This window comes from Streptomyces sp. NPDC023527 (genome assembly GCF_055560115.1).
This window is the reverse complement of sequence record NZ_JBVHJJ010000010.1, coordinates 269025-293636: the sequence shown is the minus strand read 5'-3', so window position 1 is coordinate 293636 and position 24612 is coordinate 269025. Positions and strand designations below refer to the sequence as shown.

Below are 24612 nucleotides of genomic sequence, written 5' to 3'. Positions count from 1 at the left end.
GCCGGGCATGGGGCTTGTGGCGAGGATGAGTTCTGTTCGATCCTGATGGTTCCTGTCCTTCGGCGTATCGCTCGTTCGGAGCTGACGTATGCGCGCACGACGACCGGACCACCGCTCTTCCCTTGTCACCAGCGCGTCTCCGGAGCTCTTCCAGGAGAACCGGGAACCCGCCCGGTCCCTGCTCGTCCCCTACGCCGATGTCCGGGCCGCACTCACCGGCCGCCCCGCCGACTCGCCGTATCACCGTTCGCTGAACGGCGACTGGCGCTTCGCCTGGTCGAGGAACCCCGAAGAGCGGCCCATGGACTTCCACGCCGTCGGCTTCGACGACAGCGGCTGGGGCCTCATCACCGTGCCGGGCAACTGGGAGACCCAGGGCTACCGCGAACCGGTCTACCTCAATATCGCGTACCCCTGGACCGGCTACGAACAGCCCGCTCCCCCGCACGCCCCCACCGGCTTCAACCCCGTCGGCTCCTATCGCCGTACCTTCACCCTTCCCCGGGCCTGGGCCAGCCGCCGGACGCTGCTGTCCTTCCAGGGCGTCAAGTCGGCTTTCTTCGTGTGGGTGAACGGCGAGCGGGTGGGCTACAGCGAGGACAGCTACGCCCCTGCGGAGTTCGACATCAGCCCGTACGTGCACACCGGGCCGGGTGAGGAGGACAACAGTCTTGCCGTCGAGGTCTACCGCTGGTGCAAGGGAAGCTGGCTGGAGGACCAGGACCTGATCGACCTGTCCGGGATCTTCCGTGACGTGCACCTCCGCTCCGTCCCGCCGGTGCGTGTGCACGACCTGTTCGTACGCACCGTGCCGGACGACGTGCTCCGCGATGCCGAGCTCATGGTGACGGTGGACCTGCGGTCCGACCCGGTGCCGCGGTCCGTCGGTCATCAGGTCCGCGCGACCCTCCATGACACCTGGGGTGCCGTCGTCGTCCGCCTGAACGGCAGCGCCCGCTTCGAGGCCGGGGAGGCAACCGTCGAGCTCTCGGCCCATGTCACGGCACCCGCCCTGTGGTCGGCCGAGGACCCGCGGCTCTACACCCTGGTCGTCGAGCTGGTGGACTCCGACGGTGACACGGTCGATGTCCGGCGCAGCCGGGTCGGCTTCCGCTCGGTCTTCTGCGGGCCGGGGAAACTGACCCTCAATGGCCGGCCACTCGTCCTGCGCGGCGTCAACCGGCACGAGTTCGACCCCGACCACGGGCAGGCGGTCCCCGAGGAGCGGATGGTCGAGGACATCCGCATCATGAAACAGCACAACATCAACGCCGTCCGCACCTCGCACTACCCCAACCATCCGCGCTGGCTCGAACTGTGCGACGAATTCGGCCTGTACGTGATCGATGAGTCCAATCTCGAGACGCACGCCGTCCGCGACGCCCTGCCGGCGAGCCGCCCCGAGTGGACGACCGCCTGTCTGGACCGGGTCCGCAGCCTCGTCGAGCGGGACAAGAACCACCCCAGCGTGGTGATCTGGTCGCTGGGCAACGAGGCGGGCCGTGGATCGACGTTCGAGGTCCTGGCCGACTGGGTGCACGACCGCGACCCCTCCCGCCCCGTGCATTACGAGGGCATGAACGAGGTCGCCGACATCGAGTCGCGCATGTACGCCACGCCCGAGGCCGTCGAGGCGTACGCCCGGTCCGGCAGCCCCAAGCCGTACGTCCTGTGCGAGTACGCCCACTCCATGGGCAACAGCACCGGGAACCTTCAGGAGTACTGGGACATCATCGACGCCCATGATCATCTGTGCGGCGGGTTCATCTGGGACTTCGCCGACCAGGCACTTCGCCTCACGGTGCCGGGCGACGGCCGTCGCACGTTCCTCTCCTACGGGGGCGACTGGGTGCCCGGTGACCGCGCCGACGGCAACTTCTGCTGCAACGGTCTCGTCGACGCCGACCGCAACCCTCACCCCGCCCTGCACGAGGTCAAGAAGGTCTACCAGGCTGTGCGGGTCTCGGCCATGGACCTGGCGCGTGGCTCCGTGAAGGTCACCAACCGGCAGTCGTTCATCGGGCTTCAGGGATACGAGCTGCGCTGGGAGGTCACCCGCGACGGCGAACGTATCCAGCACGGTGTCCAACCCGCGCCGCGGGCCGAACCAGGTGGGACCGCGACGGTGAGCCTTCCGCTGGAGCGGCCGGAGAAGCCGGAGCCGGGCGCGGAGTACTGGCTGAACGTCTCCTTCGCTCTGCGCGAGACGACGCGTTGGGCGGAGGCCGGACATGTCGTCGCCGCCGAGCAGCTCGCCCTGCCCTGGCGTGCGGTCGCGCCGTCGGCGCCGGCAAAGGCCGCCTCGCCCTCCCTCGAGGTGAGCCGGACCCGGCACGGTGTCACCGTCACCGGGCCTGACCTCCACCTCGACCTGGACCGGTCCACGGGCACCCTCACCGCATACCGCCACCGTGGCAGGACGCTGCTGGCGGGCGGGCCGGTGCCCAACTTCTGGCGTGCCCCCACCGACAACGACATCGGCCGTGCGGCCCAGGTCACCCTGCGGACCTGGCGCGACGCGGGGGCTCGGCGCACCGTCACCGGGGTGGAGGTCACCCGGGTCACGCCCTCCGAGGTCGTCCTCACCGTCACCGCCACCCTGCCCACAGCGCCCACCGTTTCCCACTGGACGACCGTCTTCACCGTGCGCGGCGATGCCGAGGTCCATGTGCGGCACGTGCTCACACCCGGCGCCGGGCTGCCGGACCTTCCGTTGGTGGGCGCCTTGCTGACCGTACCGTCCGAGCTGGGGGCGCTCACCTGGTACGGGCGAGGGCCGCACGAGAACTACCGGGACCGCCGCACGGGAGCCTTTGTCGGGCGCTACCGCAGCTCCGTGGACACGGCGGGCATGCCGTACGAGCGCCCCCAGCAGACCGGCAACGTCACGGACGTCCGCTACGTCTCCCTCACCGGTCCGGACGGCACCGGGCTGACCGTACTGGCCGGACCTGACGAACCGGGTGAACCGGGCGGATCCGGCGAGGAACGAGCCCGGTTGGAGATCAGTGCGCTGCGCTGGAGCCCCTTCGATCTCGACGGCCTCAGGCATCCGTACGAGCTCACGCCGCGCGACGAGATCGTGCTGAGCGTGGATCACCGGCAGATGGGCGTGGGCGGCAACGACTCGTGGGGCGCGCCACCGTTGGAGCAGTATCTGCTGCACGCCGACCACGCCTACAGCTACTGCTACCGGCTGCGGCCCGCCCGTTAGCTTGAGGCCGCGCGGTTCTCGTACGAGGTTCCGCCCCCTGATGTCCATGTCCGCGAGACTAGGCGGGATGCGGTCCGGGCGTTCCGGACTGTCCACAGGGCCAGTCATATGATCCCACCACAGGGAAGGAGCCCCGTTGAACCCGCCACTGCACGGCGTCACGGTCGTCGCTCTCGAACAGGCCGTCGCCGCGCCCTTCGCCACTCGCCAGCTCGCGGATCTCGGCGCACGCGTCATCAAGATCGAACGACCGGGGCGGGGGGATTTCGCCCGCGACTACGACCGCCGGGTGAAGGGGCTTTCCGCTTACTTCGTCTGGGTCAACCGAGGCAAGGAGAGCGTGACTCTGGACCTCAAGGACGACAGCGACCGCTCCTTGCTCGACCGGCTCCTCACCCACGCCGATGTGTTCATCCAGAATCTCGGCCCCGGAGCCGCCGAGCGCCTCGGTCTCGGCAGCGACGTGCTGCGCGGCCGCCACCCCCGCCTGATCACCTGCGACGTCTCCGGCTATGGCGCGGCAGGCCCGTACCGCGACAAGAAGGCCTACGACCTGCTCGTGCAGTGCGAGGCAGGACTCCTCTCGATCACCGGAGCTCCGGATTCCCCCGCCCGGCCCGGCATTTCGGTGGCGGACATCGCCGGCGGCATGTACGCCTATACCGGCATATTGACCGCACTCTACGAACGTGAGCGCACCGGCGAGGGATCGGCTCTGTCCGTCTCCCTCCTCGACGCGCTCGCCGAGTGGATGGGACAGCCGTACTACGCGCAGGCCTATGGCGGCGAGCCCCTCACCCGCAGCGGCGCCCGACACCCGACCATCTCACCGTACGGGCACTACGGTTGCGGTGACGGTGCCAAGGTGTTCCTGAGCGTCCAGAACGACCGCGAGTGGGTGGCCCTGTGCGAACAGGTCCTGCGGGAGCCGTCGTTGGTCCGCGACCCCCGTTTCGCGGACAATCCCCTGCGCCGCGAGCATGACGACGAACTGACGGCCGTCATGGAGAAGCACTTCGCCCACCATACGGCGGACGGCGTGGTCGCCCTGCTGGACCGGGCGGGTATCGCCAACGCCCGGCTGCGGACGGTCACCGAGTTCGCCGCTCATCCTCAGTTCGCGGCACGTGACAGGTGGCGCGACTTCGGCTCACCGGCCGGCCGTCTGCAAGGGCTGCTTCCGCCGGTCGAGGTGGCCGGCCGCGAAGCGGCGATGGGAGCGGTGCCGGCGCTCGGCGAGCACACGGCCGCGATCCGCGCGGAGTTCCAGGAACCGACCGAGGACATTATCCGTGGATGTGCGGATATTCCGGTGAGCGATTCTGGAAGGAGAGAACGTTGGGATTCTGAATGATGCCGTCGCGGATTTCGACCGCGCGCCGAATGGTCTCGTTCTCCTCCCAGCCGCTCGGCCCGGTGAGCACGGTCCGCACGTAGGGAATGAGCGCCTCGCTGATCTCCCAGGTGGCGGAGTTCCAGAGGTAGGACGGACTGTGGTCCACGCCGTAGTAACGGACATTGTCGCCGACGACGAAGGTCGGATCCGTGAACGAGGTGGGCCGCGCCCAGCTGAAGCCCATTCCCTCGTCGCAGGAGACGTCGACGATGAGGGTTCCAGGGGCGAGCCTGTCGAGATCGTCTTCCACGAGGAAGGTCAGCGGCGCCTCGGTGTTCTGCAGTACGCAGTTGACGATGACATCGTGCCCGGCCAGAAATTCCGCCAGTGGTATCCGGCCGTCCTCGGTGAGGGCATGACTGCGGCGGGGATCGGCATCATCGTGGTCGAACTGCACAATCCGAGCCGAATGGATCGGCGAGCTGACCGCGGTGACGCCTCGCTGGGTGAGGACGTCGACGTCATGCACTCCGTGTGCGTTCAACGCCGTGACCGCTCCCCGGGCGGTCGCCCCGAAGCCCAGCACGGCCGCTCGCAGCCGTCGGCCGTAGTCCCCCGTCGAACCGCTGAGCTGCAGGGCATGCAGCACCGAGGAGTAGCCCGCGAGCTCGTTGTTCTTGTGGAAGACGTGCAGATTGAACCAGCCGTCGGCCGTCCAGTGGTTCATCGCTTCGAAAGCGATCAATGTCAGTCGCCGGTCGATGGCCGTCTGGGTGAGCTTCGCATCCTGGACGCAGTGCGGCCAACCCCAGAGGATTTGGCCGTCGCGCAGCTCTGCGAGATCTTCCGGCAGTGGCTTCGCCAGCAGGATGACATCACACTCCGCGATGAGCTCCTCGCGGGAACGGAATCCGGCGACGAAGGACGCCAACCGCTCGTCGGGAATGCCGAAGCGCTCTCCGTAGCCGTGTTCCAGATAGATGTTCCGCTGGAGATCGGCGTCGATCCGCTCGAAGTGTGCTGGGTGGATCGGCAGTCGACGTTCGTTCTCTTTGCGTGACTGCGACAGGACTCCGAGGTTGAGCTGATGCACAAACGCCCCTTTGATTGATACCTGTTTAGCACACAGGGGGAAATCAGGGGGCTTCCCCGGATCCGGTTCAGTCGGACGTGGTGACGCCGGCGAACCGCGTGGCCCGTCGTCGGCTCCTTGACCTCAACGGTCGAGTGGGCGTTTCGCGGTCTCCGGAAGGATCAGATAGACGCAGGCGGAGACCAGGCAGAGGCCGGCCACGTACCAGGGGAAGGCGCCCGGGTGACCGGACTGCTTGAACCATGTGCCCAGGTAGGGAGCCGTGCCGCCGAAGAGCGCGACCGTGAGGGAGTAGGGGAAGCCGATGCCGGCGGCGCGTACGCGGGCCGGGAAGAGCTCGGCGTTCACGGCTGCGGCGATCGAGGTGTAGCCGGTGAGCAGCACCATCCCGGCGCACTGCACGAGCAGCAGTGCGGCGAAGTCCTTGGTGATCGCGTGCAGCAGGGGCACCGCGAGGACCGCGAAGCCGGTGGCGAAGCCGATCAGCAAAGGCCTGCGTCCGACGCGGTCCGACAGCAGGCCGCCGAGGGGCTGGAGCGCTGCGAAGAAGGCCAGCGAGATGGTGCTGGCGACCAGCGCGTCATCCTTGTCGAAACCGGCGTTCACCTGGGCGTACGTCGGCAGATAAGTGGTCCAGGTGTAGTAGGCGAGGGTGCCGCCCGCGGTGATGCCGCAGATCAGCAGGGACTGCCGCGGGTGACGGCGCAGGGCTTCGAAGAGCGCGGGACGCTCCGCCACCCCGCGCGTCACCTCGCGGGTCTCCTGTGCGCCCTGGCGGATCCAGAACCCTACGAGGCTGATGAGTGCGCCGATCAGGAACGGCACACGCCAGCCCCAGTCGCCCATCTCTCCGTCGGACAGGAGGTGGGCGAGGAGAGCGGCGATTCCGGAGGCGAGAAGCTGGCCGATCGTGGTGGACACGTACTGGAAGCTGGAGAACAGACCTCGCCGCCCGGGGGCCGCCGACTCCACGAGGAACGTCGTCGAGGCCGCGAACTCTCCGCCGACCGAGAGGCCTTGGACCAGCCGGGCGATGACGAGGACCACAGGAGCGAGGACGCCCACGGAGGCGTAGGTGGGGGTGAGGGCGACCAGCAGGCTGCCGCCCCCCATGAGCAGGATGGTGACGGTCAGAGCGGCTCGGCGGCCACGCCGGTCGGCGATCGCGCCCATCAGCAGACCGCCGATCGGCCGCATGAAGAAGCCGACGGCGAAGACGGCGAAGGTGGACAGGAGCGGCACCAGGGAGTTGCCGGAGCCCTTGGGAAACACCTGGTCGGCGAAGTAGACCGCGAGGAATGAGTAGGCGTACCAGTCGTACCACTCGGCGGCATTGCCGATGGAGGCCGCCGCGAGTTGCCGCAGGGGGGCTCGGGACGGAGTGGGTGGGGTCTGCACGGCCTTGCCGGCTTCGGTGTCGTCGACGGACAGGGATTCGGATCGCGTCATGATCCATGAGATCCCCTCACCATCTCTATCGCACACCTGTCCTAGGTCGGTTCTCGCAGGGTGACCCTGCCAGTGGTACGCACGGGGTTCGTACGCAGCGCGGAGGGCTGGGTGACCTGTAAGCCGCGCGGCAGGCTCTCCTTCAACAGCTCGCGACATACGAAGGAAGGACTGCACGATGTCAGTTCAGGAACAGGGCCCGACGGCGACAGCACTCGCGGAGGTCTCCCATGGGACGGAGGCGGCGACTTCCTGGGCGGCGGGCTGGTCGGCTCCGGTGCAGCGTCCGAGCGCCGGATTCGAGGAGAACTGGTCCGAGACGGGCTTCAGCCGCCAATCGGTACGCCAGGTCGTGCGGGTCACCGGCGGGGGCAACGGCGCCCGCATCAGGCTCTCGAATCGTTTCGGCACTCAGCCGCTGACGGTGACGGATGCGACGCTGGCGCTGGCCGGGCAGTCGCCCGCCCTCCGGCCGGGCACGCTTCGGAAGTTGACCTTCGGTGGTCTCCCGTCGGTGACCATTCCGGCGGGTGGCGAGGCCGTCAGTGATGCGACGCGGCTCCGGATCGAGCGGTTCGATCCGGTGACGGTGACTCTCTACTTCGACGGACCGACCGGTCCTTCGACTTTCCACGCCCAGGCTTACACGGACAGCTACCGTGCGACAGGCAACCGTACGGCCGATATGGATGCCGAGGGCTTCGTCGAGCACACCCACTCCTGGTACTACCTCTCCGACGTCGAACTGTCGGAAGAAGATCAGTCGCAGGACGTGGGCACGGTGGTCGCCTTTGGCGACTCCATCACGGATGGCTACGGTTCGACGGTGGGCGCCGACCGCCGCTACCCGGACGCCCTCGCCGACCGTCTGGCCTCCGCCGGCAAGCGATGGGCCGTCCTCAATGCGGGCATCGGCGGGAACCTCATGCTGCATGATTCGGTCTGGTACGGCGAGCGGGCTGTGAGCCGCTTCGAGCGTGATGTGCTCGCCAAGCCCGGCGTCCGCTCGGTCATCGTCCTGGCCGGCCTCAATGACATCGGTTTCAGCGAGGTCGACTTGGAGACGTACAAGCCCAATCCCGAGGTGTCGGCGGCACAGTTGATCGACGGCTACCGGGGGCTGATCGAGGCGGCACACAAGCGGGGCATCAAGATCATCGGTGCCACCGTTCTTCCGTTCAAGGGCTCGGAGTACCACACCCCGCGTGCCGAGGCGAAGCGCGTCGCGCTCAACCAGTGGATCCGTACCTCCGGTGAGTTCGACGCTGTCGCCGACTTCGCCAAGGCCCTCGCCTCGGCCGGCGACCCCGAGACCCTCTCACCCGCCTACGACAGCGGTGATCTCAAGCACCCCAATGACACCGGCTATCGGATCATGGCCGAATCCATCGATCTCGGCTCCCTCTGACCGCTGGGGCTCATCGGACACTCACCGTGAGGCGGGCGTCGCGTCGCACCAGTGCGGCGTAGTGGCCGTCTTCGGTGAGGAGTTCCTGGTGGGTGCCGCGCTCCGCGATGCGCCCCCTGTCGAGGACGACGATCTGGTCGGCGTCGCGGACCGTGGAGAGTCGGTGCGCGATGGTGATCGTCGTCCGACCCGCCGAAAGCGCGTCCATGGCTTCCTGCACGGCGTGCTCCGTACGGGTGTCCAGGGCGCTGGTCGCCTCGTCGAGGATGAGCACGGGTGGGTCGCGCAGGATCGTACGAGCGATGGCGAGGCGCTGCTTCTCCCCGCCGGAGAAGCGATAGCCGCGCTCGCCGACGAGGGTGTCATAGCCGTCGGGCAGGGCGGCGATGTGGTCGTGGATCTGGGCGGCCCGCGCCGCCTCGACGATCTCCTCATCGGTCGCTTCAGGCTTGGCGAAGCGGAGGTTGTCCGCCACCGAGGCATGGAAGAGGTAGGTCTCCTGCGAGACCACGCCGACCGCGCGGGCGAGCGTGTCGAAGTCGAGGTCCCGGACGTCGACCCCGTCGAGGAGGACCCGCCCGCCGGTGACGTCGTAGAGGCGGGGTACGAGATAGCTGAGGGTGCTCTTGCCGGATCCGGTCGGCCCGACGACGGCCAGGCTGCCGCCGGCCGGGACGGTCAGGTCGATGCCGGTGAGTGTCGTCCTCGCGGGGCCGTTCGGGCTCGACGGGTCGTAGGAGAAGGTGACGTTCTCGAAGGACACGTCGCCGCGCACCTTGTCCAGTCGCACCGGCTTGTCCGGCTCGGCGATGTCCACCGGCAGATCGAGGTATTCGAAGATGCGCTGGAAGAGGGCGAGGGAGGTCTGCATCTGCACGCCGGTGGAGAGCAGGCTCACCGTCGGGCGGAACAGGCCCTGTTGCAGGGAGACGAAGGCGACGAGCGTACCGATGGAGATGGCCGGTCCCCCGGATCGCAAGGTGATTCCGGCTGCCCAGTAGATGACGGCAGGCATGGCGGCCATGACGACGCCTATGGTCGACATCCGCCACCGGCCAGCCATGCTGGAGCGCACTTCGAGCCCGACGAGCCGCTCGGACTCCTTCGCGAATGCCTGGGTCAGGGAGTCGGAGCGTCCCATGGTGCGGCCGAGCAGGATGCCGCTCACCGACAGCGACTCGGTGACCATCGCGGCCATGGCGGCCATCTGCTTCTGCCGCTGGGACGTGATCTTCTTGCGCTCACGGCCGACCCGGCGGCTGATCCCCACGAACACCGGCAGCAGGAGCAGCGAGATGACGGTCAGCCGCCAGTCCAGGGCGAGCATGGCGACGATCGAGGCGATGACGCCGGTGAGGTTGGAGACCAGCGAGGTCGCGGTGGAGGTCACGGTGGCCTGCATGCCGCCGATGTCATTGGCGATGCGGGACTGCACCTCGCCGGTGCGGGTCCGGGTGAAGAAGGCGAGCGGCATGCGCTGGAGCCGGTCGTAGACCGCGGCGCGCAGATCGTGCATCACTCGCTGGCCGACCGTGGTGGAGAGGAGGGTCTGCAGGACGCCGAAGACGCTGTTGACCACCGCGGCGACGATCATGCCCAGGGCCAGCAGGCTCAGCAGCCCGGTGCGGCCCTGCGGAATGGCGACGTCGAGGACCTCGCGCAGCATGAACGGTGAGGCCACCGAGACCAGCGAGGAGGCGGCGACGAGCAGCCCGACGAGGGCGAGCCTGCCGCGATAGGGGTGGAAGAGCCGGAGGATGCGGCGCACTTGGGCGGGCTGCTCCGGGTCTGCGGGCGGCGGTGTCCAGTCCGGTTCGTCGTGACGCATGGGCTCCTAGTTCTCTGATCGCGAAGCGTGGACAGAAGAGAGAGACGAGAGGAACGATGACGAACCGAGCATAGCTCACTGTTACCTATACTCACAATGCACTTCCTCCTGGTAATCTCTGATCATGACCGCCCCCGACACGTCCGGACACCTGGCCGAACAGCTGCTGCGCCTCACCCGCAGGCTCCACCGCGCCCAGAAGCTCTATCTGGACCCGGTCGGCATCACGCCCGCCCAGTCCCGGCTCCTGCGCACCGTCGCGCAGTACGAGGAACCGCCCCGGATGGCGGACCTCGCCCAGCGCCTCGAAGTGGTGCCCCGGGCGGTCACCACGCTCGTCGACGCCCTGGAGACGAACGGCTCGGTGCGCCGGGTGCCCGACCCCACCAACCGCCGGGTCATCCGCATTCAGCTCACCGACCAGGGCCGCTCGACCCTGAGAGCGCTGCGGGACGCCCGGCGGGCCGCCGTCGAGGACATCCTCGCTCCGCTCACCGCGGAGCAGCGCGACGTTCTCGGCGGCCTGCTGGAGGAGCTGATACGGGGCCCGGAGCAGCGCTGCTGACGGACCCGCGGACCGCGTGAGGGCCCGCGGGTCCGTCCCAGGCGGCGCTCAGCAGCGCCGCCGGTCCTCCGTCAGCTCTCCCTGAGCGGTGGCCAGGGTTCGGTCGTAGCAGGTGCCGGGTCCGTCGAGGCGGTAGCGCTCGCGGGAGACACCCGTCGCGTGCCGTTGCTCGCGCGGCACGTTCTGGTTGTAGGAGGCGTCCCCGGTGTAGGTGTCGTCCAGCCGCGACCAGTCGATCCGCTTGCCCGCGCGCAAGGTCACACTGTCCGCCCGGTCACCCATCGTCATCACGGTGCGCAGGCGGTCGCCCTTACCGACCGATGTCTCCCCGTCCATGGTGTACGTCCGGTGCGCACGGGTGATGGTGGCGGGTCCACGGCCGTCGACGCTGATCGTCTCGTCGTCGTTCCAGCGCGCCTGGAGCGCGTCCGTGGTCTCGCCCTCGGTCCAGCGGTGGGTGGAGGTGTTGGCCACGTTCCTGGTGACGGTCGTGGTCACCCGGCCGTGCGAGGTGTCGAGGTACCCCGCGACCGTCAGGGAGTGGCCGCCCTTCGCGCGCAGTCGGTGCTCGGTTCCGGGCTCGTACGCGGTGGTGCCGGTGGGGTCGCCCGCCTTGTGCGTGGTGAGTGCGCCGGCGACCTGGGACGCCTTGGCGTCCTGCCAGACCAGGATGTTGGTGGGCGTGCTCCAGCCGCTCTGCCCCTCGGGCACTCCGGCGACGGATACCGCGATCCGGTGCGGCTTGCCGTCGTTCAGCTGTCCGGCGAAGGGGGTCAGGTCGTATTCCAGGGGCCGCACGTCGAAGGCGCGCGGGCCGGGGATGACGTACCACAGGAAGGGGTTGGACCAGCCGCCGGTCCATACCGTCGGGAACGGCGCGGCGATTCCCGCGAGCTTGCCGTCCACGGTGACCCGCACCTCGCGGTAGGGGCCGTCCTTGGCCTTGCAGGAGTACGGTGCGGCGTCCGGCACGCTGAGGTACCAGAACTCCTCGCAGCCGCCGCCCGATCCGGTGGCGTAGACCTCGGCCACGATCCGCTCGCTGTTGCGCGGCGTGGTCAACTGCCCCTCGTACGCCGTGCCCACGTCGTGCGCCCCGTCCAGGGTCAGGACCTTATCGGGGGTCTGCGCCGCCTTCACCGGACCCTCGGCCGCATAGAAGGTCAGGGTTGCCTTGACCTTGATGACGCCGGTGTAGGTGCTGTTGACGACGTTGCCTATGAGCATCTCGACGGGCTGTTGCTGCCTCAGGGTGGCGGCGTAGCGAGTGACGTCCTTCTCCACGTTCCAGGTGATGCCCTCGGGTGAGGGCTCGGGGGTGGAGGTGCGCAGGACCTCGACACCGCCGATCCGCAGATAGCCGAGGCGGTCGTACTGTCGCCCTGCGACGGCTCCTTCGAGGCGCAGGACGACCTTGTTCCAGCGGTCGCCACAGCGTTTGGGCGGGTCGTAGACGCCTCGGTAGGGCGTGTAGTCGCGGAATTCGGTATCGGCGAGGGTCGCTTCGCAGGAGGTGGTGGCGGGGGTGGGGATCGGCGGGGCGGCGGTGACCGGGTCGTGCCAGTCGGTGCCGAACTCGGTCGGCGGCGCGGCGGCCGTGGCGGGGCTCATGCCCAGCAGCAGGCCGACGGCCGCCGCGCACAGCGCGAGAAGCAGTCGTCTCATGGCGCAGGAGTGAAGCGCTTCGCACCGCGGTGCGCCAGAGCCCCTTTGGCCTGATCCGTCGTGTGCCGCGAAAACCAGTTGAATCAGGCACTCTTGGGGCGCGAACCTTGCACAGCCTCCGCATTTTCACCCCGACCCTGGGATGTCATGCAAATTCGCGATCTTCCGTATATCGATCCTGGTCGGCCCGACGTCCGGTCGGGACCGCGATTCCTGGTCTGGCTCGGGCGACAGCAGCTGGCCGGCCAGGTCAAGGCCATGCTGTGGGGTGTGGTGCACATGGCGGCTGTGGCCGCCCTGCCGGTGACCCTGGGCCTCGCCGTACAGGCCGTCGTCGATCGTTCCGGCGCCCGACTGGCGCTGGCGGGCGGGCTGATAGTGCTGTTCGGCGTCCTCATCGCGGTGGGCGACACAATGCTGCACCGCACGGCCGTCACCAACTGGATCACTGCGGCGGCCCGGGTGCAGCAGCTACTGGCCCGCAGAACGGCCGAGTTGGGTGCCACGCTGACCCGACGGGTCGCGGCGGGTGAGGTCGTCGCGGTGTCCACGGGCGACGTCGAGAAAATCGGCTGGTTCGTCGAGGCTCTGTCCCGGTTCGCCTCCGCCGCGCTGACGACGGTGGTGGTGTGTGTGGCTCTGGTGCTCTACCAGCCCGCGCTCGGCGTGGTGATCGCGATCGGGGTGCCGCTGCTGGTGCTGGCGGTGCTGCCCATGCTGCCGCACGCGACCAGGCGCGCCGACGAGCAGCGCGAGAAGGCCGGACGGGCCACCGAATTGGCCTCCGACACGGTGGCCGGGCTGCGCGTCCTGCGCGGCATCGGTGGTGAGGACCTGTTTCTGACCCGCTATCGCCGCGCCTCACAGGAGGTCCGCAGGGCGGCCGTACGCAGCGCCCGGATGTGGGCACTGATCGCGGCGGTGCAGGTGGTGCTTCCGGGACTGCTACTGATCGCGGTGGTCTGGTACGGCGTGCGCCTGGTGAAGGACGGCCGGATCGGGGTGGGTGAGCTGGTCACTGTGTACGGCATGGTCACCTTCCTGCTCTTCCCACTGCGGCAGTTCGAGGAGATCGCCATGGCGTACTCCTTCTCCCGGCCGTCGGCGGCGCGCGCCGCCCGGGTGCTGGCGCTGCGGCGCACGGTGCCCACGGCCGACGACGGGGACGGCGGCGAGCGGCCTTCCGGTGATCTGTACGACCCAGCGAGCGGCCTGCTCGCCCCCGCCGGCCGACTGACCGCGGTCGTCTGCGGCGACCCGGACGCCGCCGGGCGGCTCGCCGAGCGGCTGGGCGGGCATGCCGCGGACGGACCGGCCGGGGTGCCGTCGGCCCTGTTGGGCGGCGCGGCCCTGGACGAGGTGCCGCTGAGCACGGCCCGTACCGCGGTGCTCGTACAGGACAAGGACCCGGTGCTGCTGTCGGGGACGCTCGCCGAGCTGCTGGACGTGCCGTCCTCCGGCGCCGTGGGTGCCGACGCCGCGCTGGCGGCGGCGCAGTGCGGTGACGTGCTGACCGCGCTCGCGCAGGCATCGGCTGACGACTCGGGTGATCCGATGCGGACGCGGATCACCGAGCGCGGCCGGTCGCTGTCGGGAGGACAGCGGCAGCGGCTGGCACTGGCCCGGTCTCTGGTGACCGATCCGGAGGTCCTGGTGCTCGACGAGCCGACCTCGGCGGTCGACTCGCACACGGAGGCGCGGATCGCGGACGGGCTGCGGTGCCTGCGGGAGGGGCGTACGACGGTGGTGTTCTCCTCCAGCCCCCTGTTGCTGGACCGGGCCGACCGGGTGGTGTTCGTTCCGGAGGGCGAGGTGGCGGCCGTGGGCACCCATCGTGAACTGCTGCGGGACGCACCGGACTACCGCGCTGTCGTCACACGGCAGACCGATGAGGAAGCGGCCCGCGAGGCTGCCGGAGCGGCGGGCCAGGAGTCTGGCTCTCCGCTCGACCGTGAGCTCACCCGGATCGAGAAGACCGAACAGATCGAGGAGTCGGCATGATCGGCGTGGCGCCACCGGCCTACGACCCGGCGGCACCGGAGTCGGCGACCACGTTGCCCGTCGCCACGACCGCGACCGTACGGAGCTATGTACGCGGGCTGCTCCTCCGGCACCGGAAGGCGTTCGTCCTGCTGGTGACGGTGAACGCGGTCGCGGTGACGGCCTCGATGGTCGGCCCGTATCTGCTGGGCGGGCTGGTCGAGGACCTGTCGTCCGACTCGCGCGACATCCACCTGGGCCTGGCCGTTTCCCTGTTCGCGGTCGCTCTGGCCGTGCAGACCGTCTTCGTGCGGATGGTGCGGCTTCGCGGTGCGGTGCTCGGTGAGGAGATGCTGGCCGATCTGCGCGAGGACTTCCTCGTACGGTCGGTGGCGCTGCCACCGGGTGTCCTGGAGCGGGCGGGCACCGGTGATCTGCTGTCCCGGATCACCACCGACATCGACCGGCTGGCGAACGCCATGCGCGAGGCCGTCCCGCAGCTGGCGATCGGTTTCGTGTGGGCGGGGCTGCTGCTGGGCGCGCTGACGCTGACCGCGCCGCCGCTGGCCCTGTGCGTGCTGGTGGCGCTTCCGGTGCTCGTCGTCGGCTGCCGCTGGTACTTCCGGCGGGCACCCGGCGCGTACCGGTCCGAGGCCGCGGGGTACGCGGCGGTGGCCGCTTCGCTCACCGAGACCGTGGACGCCGGGCGGACCATCGAGGCCCACCGGCTGGGTGGGCGCCGGGTGGTCCTTTCCGACCGCCGGATCGCCGAGTGGACACAGTGGGAGCGCTACACCCTGTGGCTGCGCTCGGTCCTCTTTCCCGTGGTCAATGTGACGCACACGCTCGTCTTCGGCTCGGTGCTGATCATCGGTGGTGTCTTCGCTCTCCAGGGGTGGGTCTCGGTCGGGCAGCTGACGACGGGGGCGCTGTTCGCGCAGATGCTCGTGGATCCGATCGGGCTCATCCTGCGCTGGTACGACGAGCTCCAGGTGGCCCAGGTGTCGCTGGCCCGGCTCGTGGGGGTGCGCGAGATCGAGTCCGACGGGGCGGGGGAGGGTGTGGCCCCGAAGGGTCGCGACATACGCGCCGACGAGGTGCGGTTCGGCTACCGGGAGGGCAGTGACGTACTGCACGGTGTGTCCCTGGACGTCGCGCCGGGCAGCCGGGTGGCACTGGTCGGCCCGTCGGGCGCCGGCAAGTCGACGCTGGGCCGCCTGCTGGCCGGGATCTACGCGCCCCGTTCGGGTGCGGTGACACTCGGCGGCGCGGAACTGGCGCGGATGCCGGCCGAGCGTGTGCGCCGGCATGTGGCGCTGGTCAACCAGGAGCACCACGTCTTCGTGGGTTCGCTCCGCGACAATCTGCTGCTCGCCCGCACGACCGCCGATGACAGTGAGCTGTGGGCGGCGCTCGGCGCGGTCGACGCCGACGGCTGGGCGCGTGCCTTGGAGAGCGGACTGGACACGGAGGTGGGCTCGGGTGGGGTCGCCCTGACCCCCGCCCAGGCTCAGCAGGTCGCGCTGGCCCGGCTCGTCCTCGCCGATCCGCACACCCTCGTGCTGGACGAGGCGACGTCCTTGCTGGACCCGCGCGCGGCCAGGCATCTGGAGCGCTCGCTGGCGAGGGTGCTGGAGGGCCGTACGGTCGTGGCGATCGCGCACCGGCTGCACACCGCTCATGACGCGGACGTGATCGCGGTGGCGGAGGACGGCCGGATCACCGAGCTGGGCAGCCATGACGAGCTGGTCGCGGCGGATGGCACGTACGCGTCGCTGTGGCGCTCCTGGCACCAGTAGCGGGTCGGAGCCCGGAGGTCAGACGAACTCCAGGGCTCCGATTCCGGCCGCGCCGCCGAGCAGGAGGAAGGCCGGCATGAGCACCTTCAGCTCCACCCAGCTGCCCGCCCGGAAGCGCATGGCCTTGGGGGGGCCGATCGGATACCAGCGCTTCCGGCCTATGGGTATGGGCCACAGGATCGGGCAGCCGGAGACGGTGAGCGCGTCGCCGATGTCGTGCACGAGCGCGCCGAGGACGATGGGCAGACCGAGCCACATGTACTCCTGGCCCGGCTCGGTGAACAGCCAGCCGGCGCCGTTGCCCGGTTCGTTCAGGACGCCGGCCAGTATCCAGGCGCTGGTGGCGCCGAGGAGCCAGACGAGGACGTCGCTGGAGGTCCGGGCCATCCGCCACAGGAGCCCCTCGACGGCGAGCACCAGGTGGACGAAGAGGATGCCGAGCACGGCCCAGCGGCCGCCGGTCATCGCCAGTACCGAGGCGCCGACGCCTATCAGCACCGCCCACAGCCAGGTGTGGGTCAGGGTGCGGTGTCCGCCGTTGCGGCGCGGGTCGCCGCGACCTCGGGTGGCCTTGTACACGGTGTGCGACAGCTTGTCGATGATCTCGCACAGACCGCGCGAGATCGGGCCGAACGCTCGCGATATCGTCGCCGACTTGTGGTCGAGGTCGGGGGCGAGCGCGGCTCCCGCGCAGATCAGGGCGCCGACGACGAGCACCGGCCACGGCATCGGGTGGCCGGCCGCCGCGACCGCCGACCCCACTCCCAGCCAGGCGGCTGCCCCCGAGAGCGAGTGCGCCGGTCCCATCATGAGCTCTTCACCCCTTTTATTGGCCTTTCATCGACCGACGTCCCGTTTTTCTGACGCCAGGTCGGCGACTCAGCGTAGCTTCCGATGATCACCGATCGACCGCCCGGTTCTCTGATACGGCCATGAGCCAGGCAGTATGGAGGCGTGACCCTTATCGATCAGATGCCGAGCCATGCCGACCCCGATGCCCTTTTCGAAGCTTTCTCGACCTGGGCCGAGGAGCGGGGGATCTCGCTGTACCCCGCGCAGGAGGAGGCGCTGATCGAGGTGGTGTCCGGAGCCAACGTGATCCTGTCGACGCCGACCGGGTCGGGAAAGAGCCTCGTGGCCGCCGGCGCGCACTTCGCCGCGCTCGCCAATGACCAGGTGACCTTCTACACCGCGCCCATCAAAGCGCTGGTCTCGGAGAAGTTCTTCGACCTGTGCAAGATCTTCGGCACGGAGAACGTCGGCATGCTCACGGGCGACGCCTCGGTCAACGCCGACGCGCCCATCATCTGCTGCACGGCCGAGGTGCTCGCCTCCATCGCGCTGCGGGACGGCAAGGACGCCGACGTCGGCCAGGTCGTGATGGACGAGTTCCATTTCTACGCCGAGCCGGACCGGGGCTGGGCGTGGCAGATCCCGCTGATCGAACTGCCCCAGGCCCAGTTCATCCTGATGTCCGCGACGCTCGGTGACATGTCGCGCTTCGAGGAGGACCTGACCCGGCGCACCGGGCGGCCCACCGCCGTGGTGCGCTCCGCGACCCGCCCCGTGCCGCTGTCCTACGAGTACCGCTCGACGCCCCTGACGGAGACGCTGACCGAGCTGCTGCAGACCCACCAGGCGCCGGTGTACATCGTGCACTTCACGCAGGCGGCCGCCGTGGAGCGGGCGCAGGCGCTGATGAGCATCAATATGTGCTCGCGCGAGGAAAAAGACGAGATCGCCAAACTGATCGGCCATTTCCGGTTCACCACGAAGTTCGGCCGGAATCTCTCGCGCTACGTCCGCCACGGCATCGGTGTGCACCATGCCGGGATGCTGCCCAAGTACCGTCGTCTGGTGGAGCGGCTCGCGCAGGCGGGCCTGCTGAAGGTCATCTGCGGTACGGACACCCTCGGCGTCGGCGTCAATGTGCCGATCCGTACGGTGCTGTTCACCGCGCTCACCAAATACGACGGCCAGCGGGTGCGGACCCTGCGGGCCCGGGAGTTCCACCAGATCGCGGGCCGGGCCGGCCGGGCCGGTTTCGACACGGCCGGTTTTGTCGTGGCCCAGGCGCCCGAGCACGTCGTCGAGAACGAGAAGGCGCTGGCCAAGGCGGGCGACGACCCGAAGAAGCGGCGCAAGGTCGTCCGCAAGAAGGCCCCGGAGGGGTTCGTCAACTGGGGCGAGAACACCTTCGAGAAGCTCATCGCCTCCGAGCCGGAGCAGCTCACCTCCCGCTTCCGGGTCACGCACGCGATGCTGCTGGCGGTCATCGCCCGGCCCGGCAACGCCTTCGAGGGGATGCGTCGCCTGCTGGAGGACAACCACGAGCCGCGGAAGAACCAGCTGCGGCACATCCGCCGCGCCATCGCCATCTACCGCTCGCTGCTGGACGGCGGCGTCGTCGAGCAGCTCGACGAGCCGGACGCCGAGGGCCGGATCGTCCGCCTGACCGTTGACCTTCAGTCGGACTTCGCCCTCAACCAGCCGCTGTCGACCTTCGCGCTCGCCTCCTTCGAGCTGCTCGACCCGGAGTCGCCGTCCTACGCCCTGGACATGGTCTCGGTCGTCGAGTCCACGCTGGACGACCCGCGGCAGATCCTGGCCGCCCAGCAGAACAAGGCGCGGGGCGAGGCGGTCGCCGCGATGAAGGCGGACGGCGTCGAGTACGAGGACCGCATGGAGCGGCTCATGGACGTCACCTACCCCAAGCCCTTGGAGGAGGTGCTGTCCCACGCCTACGACGTCTATCGCAAGAGCCACCCGTGGGTCGGCGACCATCCGCTGTCGCCGAAGTCGGTCATCCGCGACATGTACGAGCGCGCCATGACCTTCACGGAGTTCACCTCCTACTACGACCTGGCGCGCACCGAGGGCATCGTGCTGCGCTACCTCGCCGGCGCGTACAAGGCGCTGGACCACACCGTGCCGGACGACCTGAAGTCCGAGGACTTCGAGGATCTGATCGCCTGGCTGGGCGAGATGGTGCGGCAGGTCGACTCCAGCCTGCTGGACGAGTGGGAGCAGCTGGCCAATCCCGAGGAGGAGACGGCGGAGGAGGCTCAGGAGCGGGCCGACCAGGTCAAGCCCGTCACCGCCAACGCCCGCGCCTTCCGGGTCCTGGTGCGCAACGCGATGTTCCGCCGCGTCGAGCTGGCCGCCCTCGACAAGGTCGGCGAGCTGGGCGAGATGGACGCCGACGCCGGCTGGGACGAGGACCGCTGGGGCGAGGCGATGGACGCCTACTGGGACGAGTACGAGGAGCTGGGCACCGGCCCGGACGCGCGCGGCCCGAAGCTGCTGCGGATCGAGGAGAAGCCGGAGGACGGCCTGTGGCGGGTCCGGCAGACCTTCGCCGACCCGAACGGCGACCACGACTGGGGCATCTCCGCCGAGGTGGACCTCGCGGCCTCCGACGAGGAAGGCCGCGCGGTGGTGCGCGTCATGGACGTCGGTCAGCTGTAGCCTCCGAGGCGCCGCCCCCGCGGCGCGCCTCAGCAGCGAAGGAGTGCCGATGACCAGTCCGACCGACCGGCTGGTGGGTCTGCTCGACCTGGAGCGGATCGACCTGAACATCTTCCGGGGCCGCAGCCCGGACGAGTCGCTCCAGCGCGTGTTCGGCGGGCAGGTGGCCGGGCAGGCGCTCGTCGCGGCCGGGCGGACCACCGATGGTGACCGCCCGGTCCATTCGCTGCACGCGTACTTCCTCCGCCCCGGCCGACCGGGCGTGCCGATCGTGTACCAGGTGGAGCGGGTGCGCGACGGACGGTCCTTCACCACGCGGCGCGTGGTGGCCGTCCAGCAAGGACGCACGATCTTCAACCTCACCGCCTCCTTCCATCAGAGCGAACCGGGATTCGAGCACCAGGTGGCCATGCCCGAGGTGCCCGCTCCCGAGGACCTGCCGCGGCTCGCGGACGAGATCCGCGACCATCTCGGCGAGCTGCCGAGCGCGCTCCGGCACATGGAACGCCGGCTCGCGTTCGACATCCGGTACGTGGAGCGGCTGCGGTGGACCGCGCGGGAGCTGGCCGACGCGGAGCCGCGCAGCGCGGTGTGGATGCGCGCGCTGGGGCCGCTCGGCGACGACCCGCTGGTGCACACCTGCGCGCTCACCTACGCCAGCGACATGACGCTCCTCGACGCGGTGCGCATCCCCGTCGAGCCGCTGTGGGGGCCGCGCGGTTTCGACATGGCCTCCTTGGACCACGCCATGTGGTTCCACCGGCCCTTCCAGGCCGACGAGTGGTTCCTCTACCAGCAGGAGTCCCCCATCGCCACGGGTGCCCGGGGGTTGGCCCGCGGCCAGATCTTCAACCGTGAGGGCAGCCTTCTGGTGTCGGTGATGCAGGAAGGGCTCTTCCGTAAGGTGCCCTGAGCGGGTGCCATCGCGTCCGCCGCCCGCTCCTCACTTCCCGCGCCGCAGCCGCCCCCACAACGCCCGCAGCCCCACCGGTGCCGACTGGGGCCCGGATGCCGCCGGTACGTTCGTGGGCCGCTTCCGCGGGCGTGGCGCGGGCCGGGTCTCGCGGGCTCGTACCAGCGCGGCGGTCAGCCGCTGCCGGTGGCTCGCGATCTCGTCCGGGCCCGTCGCCAGTGTCACCCGGTCGACCACCTCGCGGACGGCGGGGGCGTCCGAGCGCACGGGAGCGAGATCCGGTCGCAGCACCCTCAGGTACTCCCGTTCGTACGGATCCGGGACGGCGTCGGCCAACTGCTCGGGCCCGAGCACGGAGGCGGTGATCGCCGCCTGCTCCCACGGGTCCCCGGTCGAGGACATCAGCTGGTCGAGCCGACGGGCGCGCCAGCCGCGGGCACGCCGGTCCTCGTGTGTCTCCAGGGCGTCGCGCAGGGTGGGCGGTGTGCGGCCGGTGAGCAGGCCGGGGTTGGCGTCGGCGAACTCCACGAGGTCGGCCGCCAGATAGTGCCAGACCACCGCGCGATAGCGGTTCACGTAGAACCTCGCGGGGGCGAAGCAGCCGGCCTTGGCGAGGCGTCCGAACCGGGCGGTACTGATGCCCATCAGCTCGGCGCCCTCGGTCGTGCCCACCACCCAGACCCGGGTGCGGAGGACGTCCGGGAACCCGGCACCGGCGGTGTGTCTGTCGATCTCCTCGCGCATGACGCGCCGTCGGCCGCCCGGTCCGGCGGGCACCGTCCGTACCAGCCCCATCTGCACGGCCAGCTCGAACTCGCGCGGCTTGAGCTCCAGCTCCCGCGCCGCCCTCGCGAACGGCACCGCGGCCACCGTCGTGCCCCGCTCCTGGCATTGCCGTACCACCATGACACCCTCCCCCGCTACGCTTCGATCACTGACAGTGACGACGATAGCGAGAAGGCGCGGCGGCGCGTTCACCCTGTGGATAACTTCGGTCAGCCCTGGGTGCCGGCGCCCCGGCCCGCGCCGCCCTGCTGCCGTGCCCCGATGCTCAAATGCTCCCCGACGCGGTTGACCAACAGCGTCATCTCATAGGCGATGTGGCCGATATCGGCCTCCGCTCCCCCGAGCACGCACAAGCAGCTCCCGTCCCCCGCCGACGTCACGAACAGCACGCCTTCGTCGAATTCGACCATCGTCTGCCGGACCTCACCCGCCCGGAACTGACGTCCGGTGCCCTTCGCGAGGCTGTGCAGTCCGGACGCGACCGCGGCCAGATGCTCGGCGTCCTCCCTTTCGAGGCTCGCGCTCGCGCCGGTCACCAGCCCATCGGTGGACAGCACCAGCGCGTGGCGTATGTTCTCGACGCGCTCGGTCAGGTCGTCCAGCATCCAGTCGAGTTCCTTGCTGACTGCCATGTCCCGCCTCCCCGTTCCGCCATTCCCCGTGACTTGCCGTGCAAGCCTTGCTCACCGGCGCGCCGTCGGCAACCCGCCCACCCCCTCGGCCGACGTCCGCGCGCCAGCCACGGCGGCGACGTAGGCGGCGGGGTTGTCGAACATGATGTTGTGGCCGGCCCCCGGCACGGTCTCCACCGCCACACCCGCCGCGACCAGTTCCGTACGCCCTCGGAGTTCGCCGCTGCGCTCCCCCACCAGATACGTACGCGGCACGTCGAGGTCCATGAGCATGGCGCGCATCGTCGGCACGGTTCCCCGGATCAGCCCGACGGCCGTGCGGTGCAGGGCCGTCGGGTCCGCCAGCCGCATCGTCGCGCGCCACAAGGGACCGACCCGCTCCAGTGTCTCGGTGAAGCCGTCGCCCCTCACGAAGTCCTCTTCCGCGTGGGACGCGATGCCGCTGCTCCCCGCGGTCCGGGGCGGATGAGGGTCGAGATTGGCCTCCGCGAGGACGAGGCGTGCGACCAGGTCGGGTCGCCGCGTGGCGAGCACGATGGCGACCGCTCCGCCCATGCTGTGTCCGACCAGCTCGGCCCCCTCGACCCCGGCCGCGTCCAGGACCGCCGCCAACGCGTCGGCGTGCTCCTCCAAGGTGTAGCCGAAGTCGCGTGGGCGGTCGCTGATGCCGTGCCCGGGAAGGTCGACGAAGAGCGAACGCCGACCGGCGAGGGCCGGGTCCGCCGCGATGTGCGCGTGGTAGACGGTCGAGGCCGAGCCGAGCCCGTGGACATAGACGCGCGCGGGCCCCTCCCCTGCCGCCTCGGTCCATCGCACCCATGCCCCCGCCGGTCCGAACTCCACCTGTCGCACAGCCCTGCTCCCCTCCGCCGACTCCGTCGAGCCAGCACGATACATCGCTACCGATGTATGGATGATCAGATGTACGATCGAGCCGAGGCACCCCGGCTGTTGGCCCGCCGGACCGCCCGGGTTCAATACAGGCATGCTCGAACTCGCCCTTCTCGGCTTCCTGTACGAGAGCCCGCTGCACGGCTATGAGCTGCGCAAGCGCATCGCCGCGCTCACCGGGCACGTCAAGCCCGTGGCGGAGAGCTCGCTCTATCCGGCCGTCAAGCGGCTGGAGAAGGCGGGCCTGCTCGCGCGCGAGACCAGACCGGGAGCGGGTGCCGCGCCCCGGCACGTACTGACGCTCACGCCGCTCGGCCGCGCCGAACTGCGCCACCGGCTCGCGGAACCCGCCGAGAACGACATCACGGACGAGAACCGCTGGTTCACCGTCCTCGCCTTCCTCCGTCACCTCGCGGTGCCCGAGGCCCAAGCCGCCGTGCTGGAACGGCGGCTGGCCTTTCTCGAACAGCCCGCGAGCTTCTTCTACGACGGTGACCGCCCGCTGCGCGCCGAGGAGATCGAGGACCCCTTCCGGCGCGGCGTCCTCACCATCGCCCGTGCCACCAGCCGGGCGGAGCTGGCCTGGCTGCGGGAGACGATCGGCTCACTCCGCGAGGTCTGAGCCGGTGCTCCCGTGCGGCACCGGGCAGCCGCCCGCCCGCTCGCCGGGGCGGCCACCGGGGAACGTGCCGAGCTCGGCGATGACGTAGCCGTTCGGATAACCCTTGATCTCGGGGTTCTGACGTGCGTAGTGCGGGGTGCGGCGAGGCGGGAGCAGGCGTACGGCCTTGGCCCGCGCACGCAGGGCTCCGCGCACCAGCGCACGCGTGGCGGGGTGCGGCGGTTCGTAGCGGAAGGCGTGCAGCAGCGAATCGTCCAGCAGGGCCATGCTCGCGCCCCGTACGAGCGGCGCGAGGGGGCTGGGGTACCAGGACGCCATCACATCGAGGGTGGCGTCCGATACGCGCCGGCCGCCCTCGTCCCAGCCGAAGTGTGCGGCCTCGTAGTCGTCGAGGCAACGCTCGAAGTCGGCATACGTCCGCGGGATGTCCTGGATGCCCATGTGGCGGCCGAGGGTGCGGTAATACGCGGCCATCGCGCGCCGCTCGTGCTCGGACAACCGGCGCCAGCCGTAATCGTCGAGCCAGCGGCCGGGGATGACGACGAAGGTGGACAGGACGTAGCGCATGTCGTCGTTGCTGATGTCATAGCTACGGTGCATCTGGTTGATTCGGCGGATGGCGGTCCGGCCGTTCTCACTGTCGAATCCGTGCTCGACCACCGTGTCGAGCAGCAACGCGGTGTCGTCATAACGCTTCTGGGGACGGCCGGTGAACTCTCCGGTACGCCCGAGGAGACGTCCGATGCTGGGCACGGCGTAGGTCCTGTAAAGGGCGAGCTCGAGCGCACGTGTCACATCCCAAGGGAATTCCAGGGTCGCCGTGATCCGGTAGATCCGCAGGAAGTCCTTCTCGGGATCCAGTCGCTGGATCTCCTTGAGCCGGTCATAGCGCTTCACTCGGCGGTCGCCCCTTCGTTCGTCGGAGGTTCAACTCTACGGGCGACGGGCACACTTGAACGCCGC

Annotated in this window: 18 protein-coding genes; 9 read left to right on the top strand and 9 right to left on the bottom strand. The window is 69.6% G+C overall.

Annotation, left to right across the window (positions count from 1 at the left end; genetic code table 11):
• The first annotated feature begins 88 nt into the window (after positions 1–88).
• The gene (lacZ, locus tag ACZ303_RS21510) at positions 89–3214 is read left to right on the top strand and encodes a beta-galactosidase, LacZ type (protein ID WP_467341298.1); all 3126 of its coding nucleotides are present in this window, start codon (positions 89–91) and stop codon (positions 3212–3214) included.
• Positions 3215–3350: 136 nt separating this feature from the next.
• A complete protein-coding gene (locus tag ACZ303_RS21505) occupies positions 3351–4568 on the top strand; it encodes a CaiB/BaiF CoA transferase family protein (protein WP_467341296.1) in 1218 nt (405 codons plus the stop codon).
• Here ACZ303_RS21505 and ACZ303_RS21500 read toward each other — a convergent pair.
• Both ACZ303_RS21500 and ACZ303_RS21495 read right to left on the bottom strand, forming a co-directional pair.
• Positions 4501–5643, bottom strand: a complete 1143-nt coding sequence (locus tag ACZ303_RS21500; RefSeq protein ID WP_467341294.1) for a N(5)-(carboxyethyl)ornithine synthase — start codon at positions 5641–5643, stop codon at positions 4501–4503. The genes ACZ303_RS21505 and ACZ303_RS21500 overlap by 68 nt on opposite strands.
• A gap of 123 nt (positions 5644–5766) precedes the next feature.
• Positions 5767–7092, bottom strand: coding sequence for an MFS transporter (locus ACZ303_RS21495; protein ID WP_467341292.1), 1326 nt, complete (start codon positions 7090–7092; stop codon positions 5767–5769).
• Positions 7093–7444: 352 nt separating this feature from the next.
• On the opposite strand from ACZ303_RS21495, the gene ACZ303_RS21490 reads away from it, so the two are divergent.
• Positions 7445–8500, top strand: a complete 1056-nt coding sequence (locus tag ACZ303_RS21490) for an SGNH/GDSL hydrolase family protein (protein ID WP_467341289.1) — start codon at positions 7445–7447, stop codon at positions 8498–8500.
• A gap of 10 nt (positions 8501–8510) precedes the next feature.
• On the opposite strand, the gene ACZ303_RS21485 is transcribed toward ACZ303_RS21490, so the two are convergent.
• Positions 8511–10328, bottom strand: coding sequence for an ABC transporter ATP-binding protein (locus ACZ303_RS21485; RefSeq protein ID WP_467341287.1), 1818 nt, complete (start codon positions 10326–10328; stop codon positions 8511–8513).
• 124 nt (positions 10329–10452) lie between these two features.
• Here ACZ303_RS21485 and ACZ303_RS21480 point away from each other — a divergent pair, with 124 nt between their 5' ends.
• Positions 10453–10893 carry a MarR family winged helix-turn-helix transcriptional regulator gene (locus ACZ303_RS21480; protein WP_467341286.1) on the top strand — a complete coding sequence of 147 codons (441 nt, stop codon included), beginning with the start codon at positions 10453–10455 and terminating at the stop codon, positions 10891–10893.
• A 48-nt stretch (positions 10894–10941) separates the two neighbouring features.
• Here the strand turns inward: ACZ303_RS21480 and ACZ303_RS21475 are convergent, their stop codons facing one another.
• Positions 10942–12558, bottom strand: coding sequence for a peptide-N4-asparagine amidase (locus ACZ303_RS21475; protein WP_467341284.1), 1617 nt, complete (start codon positions 12556–12558; stop codon positions 10942–10944).
• Between the two features lie 147 nt (positions 12559–12705).
• Here ACZ303_RS21475 and ACZ303_RS21470 point away from each other — a divergent pair, with 147 nt between their 5' ends.
• Together ACZ303_RS21470 and ACZ303_RS21465 are read left to right on the top strand one after the other, a co-directional pair.
• The gene (locus tag ACZ303_RS21470) at positions 12706–14559 is read left to right on the top strand and encodes an ABC transporter transmembrane domain-containing protein (RefSeq protein ID WP_467341282.1); all 1854 of its coding nucleotides are present in this window, start codon (positions 12706–12708) and stop codon (positions 14557–14559) included.
• Positions 14556–16337: an ABC transporter ATP-binding protein gene (locus ACZ303_RS21465; protein ID WP_467341280.1), complete on the top strand. Its 1782-nt coding sequence runs from the start codon at positions 14556–14558 to the stop codon at positions 16335–16337. The genes ACZ303_RS21470 and ACZ303_RS21465 overlap by 4 nt, the downstream gene beginning before the upstream one ends.
• Before the next feature lie 18 nt (positions 16338–16355).
• Here ACZ303_RS21465 and ACZ303_RS21460 read toward each other — a convergent pair whose 3' ends face one another.
• Entirely contained in the window at positions 16356–17147 is a 792-nt protein-coding gene (locus ACZ303_RS21460) for a metal-dependent hydrolase (protein ID WP_467341278.1), read from the bottom strand.
• 144 nt (positions 17148–17291) lie between these two features.
• Here ACZ303_RS21460 and ACZ303_RS21455 point away from each other — a divergent pair, with 144 nt between their 5' ends.
• Both ACZ303_RS21455 and ACZ303_RS21450 read left to right on the top strand, forming a co-directional pair.
• Positions 17292–19805 (top strand): DEAD/DEAH box helicase, encoded by a 2514-nt coding sequence (locus ACZ303_RS21455; RefSeq protein WP_467341276.1) that lies wholly within the window; start codon positions 17292–17294, stop codon positions 19803–19805.
• 49 nt (positions 19806–19854) lie between these two features.
• On the top strand, positions 19855–20718 hold the full coding sequence (locus ACZ303_RS21450) for an acyl-CoA thioesterase (RefSeq protein ID WP_467341274.1): 864 nt from the start codon (positions 19855–19857) through the stop codon (positions 20716–20718).
• Between the two features lie 30 nt (positions 20719–20748).
• Here the strand turns inward: ACZ303_RS21450 and ACZ303_RS21445 are convergent, their stop codons facing one another.
• The 3 genes from ACZ303_RS21445 to ACZ303_RS21435 form a co-directional block, all read right to left on the bottom strand.
• Positions 20749–21624: a DUF6397 family protein gene (locus ACZ303_RS21445; protein ID WP_467341272.1), complete on the bottom strand. Its 876-nt coding sequence runs from the start codon at positions 21622–21624 to the stop codon at positions 20749–20751.
• A gap of 89 nt (positions 21625–21713) precedes the next feature.
• Positions 21714–22136: a roadblock/LC7 domain-containing protein gene (locus tag ACZ303_RS21440; RefSeq protein ID WP_467341270.1), complete on the bottom strand. Its 423-nt coding sequence runs from the start codon at positions 22134–22136 to the stop codon at positions 21714–21716.
• A gap of 51 nt (positions 22137–22187) precedes the next feature.
• Positions 22188–22988, bottom strand: a complete 801-nt coding sequence (locus ACZ303_RS21435) for an alpha/beta fold hydrolase (RefSeq protein ID WP_467341268.1) — start codon at positions 22986–22988, stop codon at positions 22188–22190.
• A gap of 133 nt (positions 22989–23121) precedes the next feature.
• On the opposite strand from ACZ303_RS21435, the gene ACZ303_RS21430 reads away from it, so the two are divergent.
• The gene (locus ACZ303_RS21430; protein WP_467341266.1) at positions 23122–23649 is read left to right on the top strand and encodes a PadR family transcriptional regulator; all 528 of its coding nucleotides are present in this window, start codon (positions 23122–23124) and stop codon (positions 23647–23649) included.
• Here the strand turns inward: ACZ303_RS21430 and ACZ303_RS21425 are convergent.
• Entirely contained in the window at positions 23632–24546 is a 915-nt protein-coding gene (locus tag ACZ303_RS21425) for an oxygenase MpaB family protein (protein ID WP_467341264.1), read from the bottom strand. The two genes, ACZ303_RS21430 and ACZ303_RS21425, sit on opposite strands and share 18 nt — an antisense overlap.
• Positions 24547–24612 lie beyond the last annotated feature (66 nt).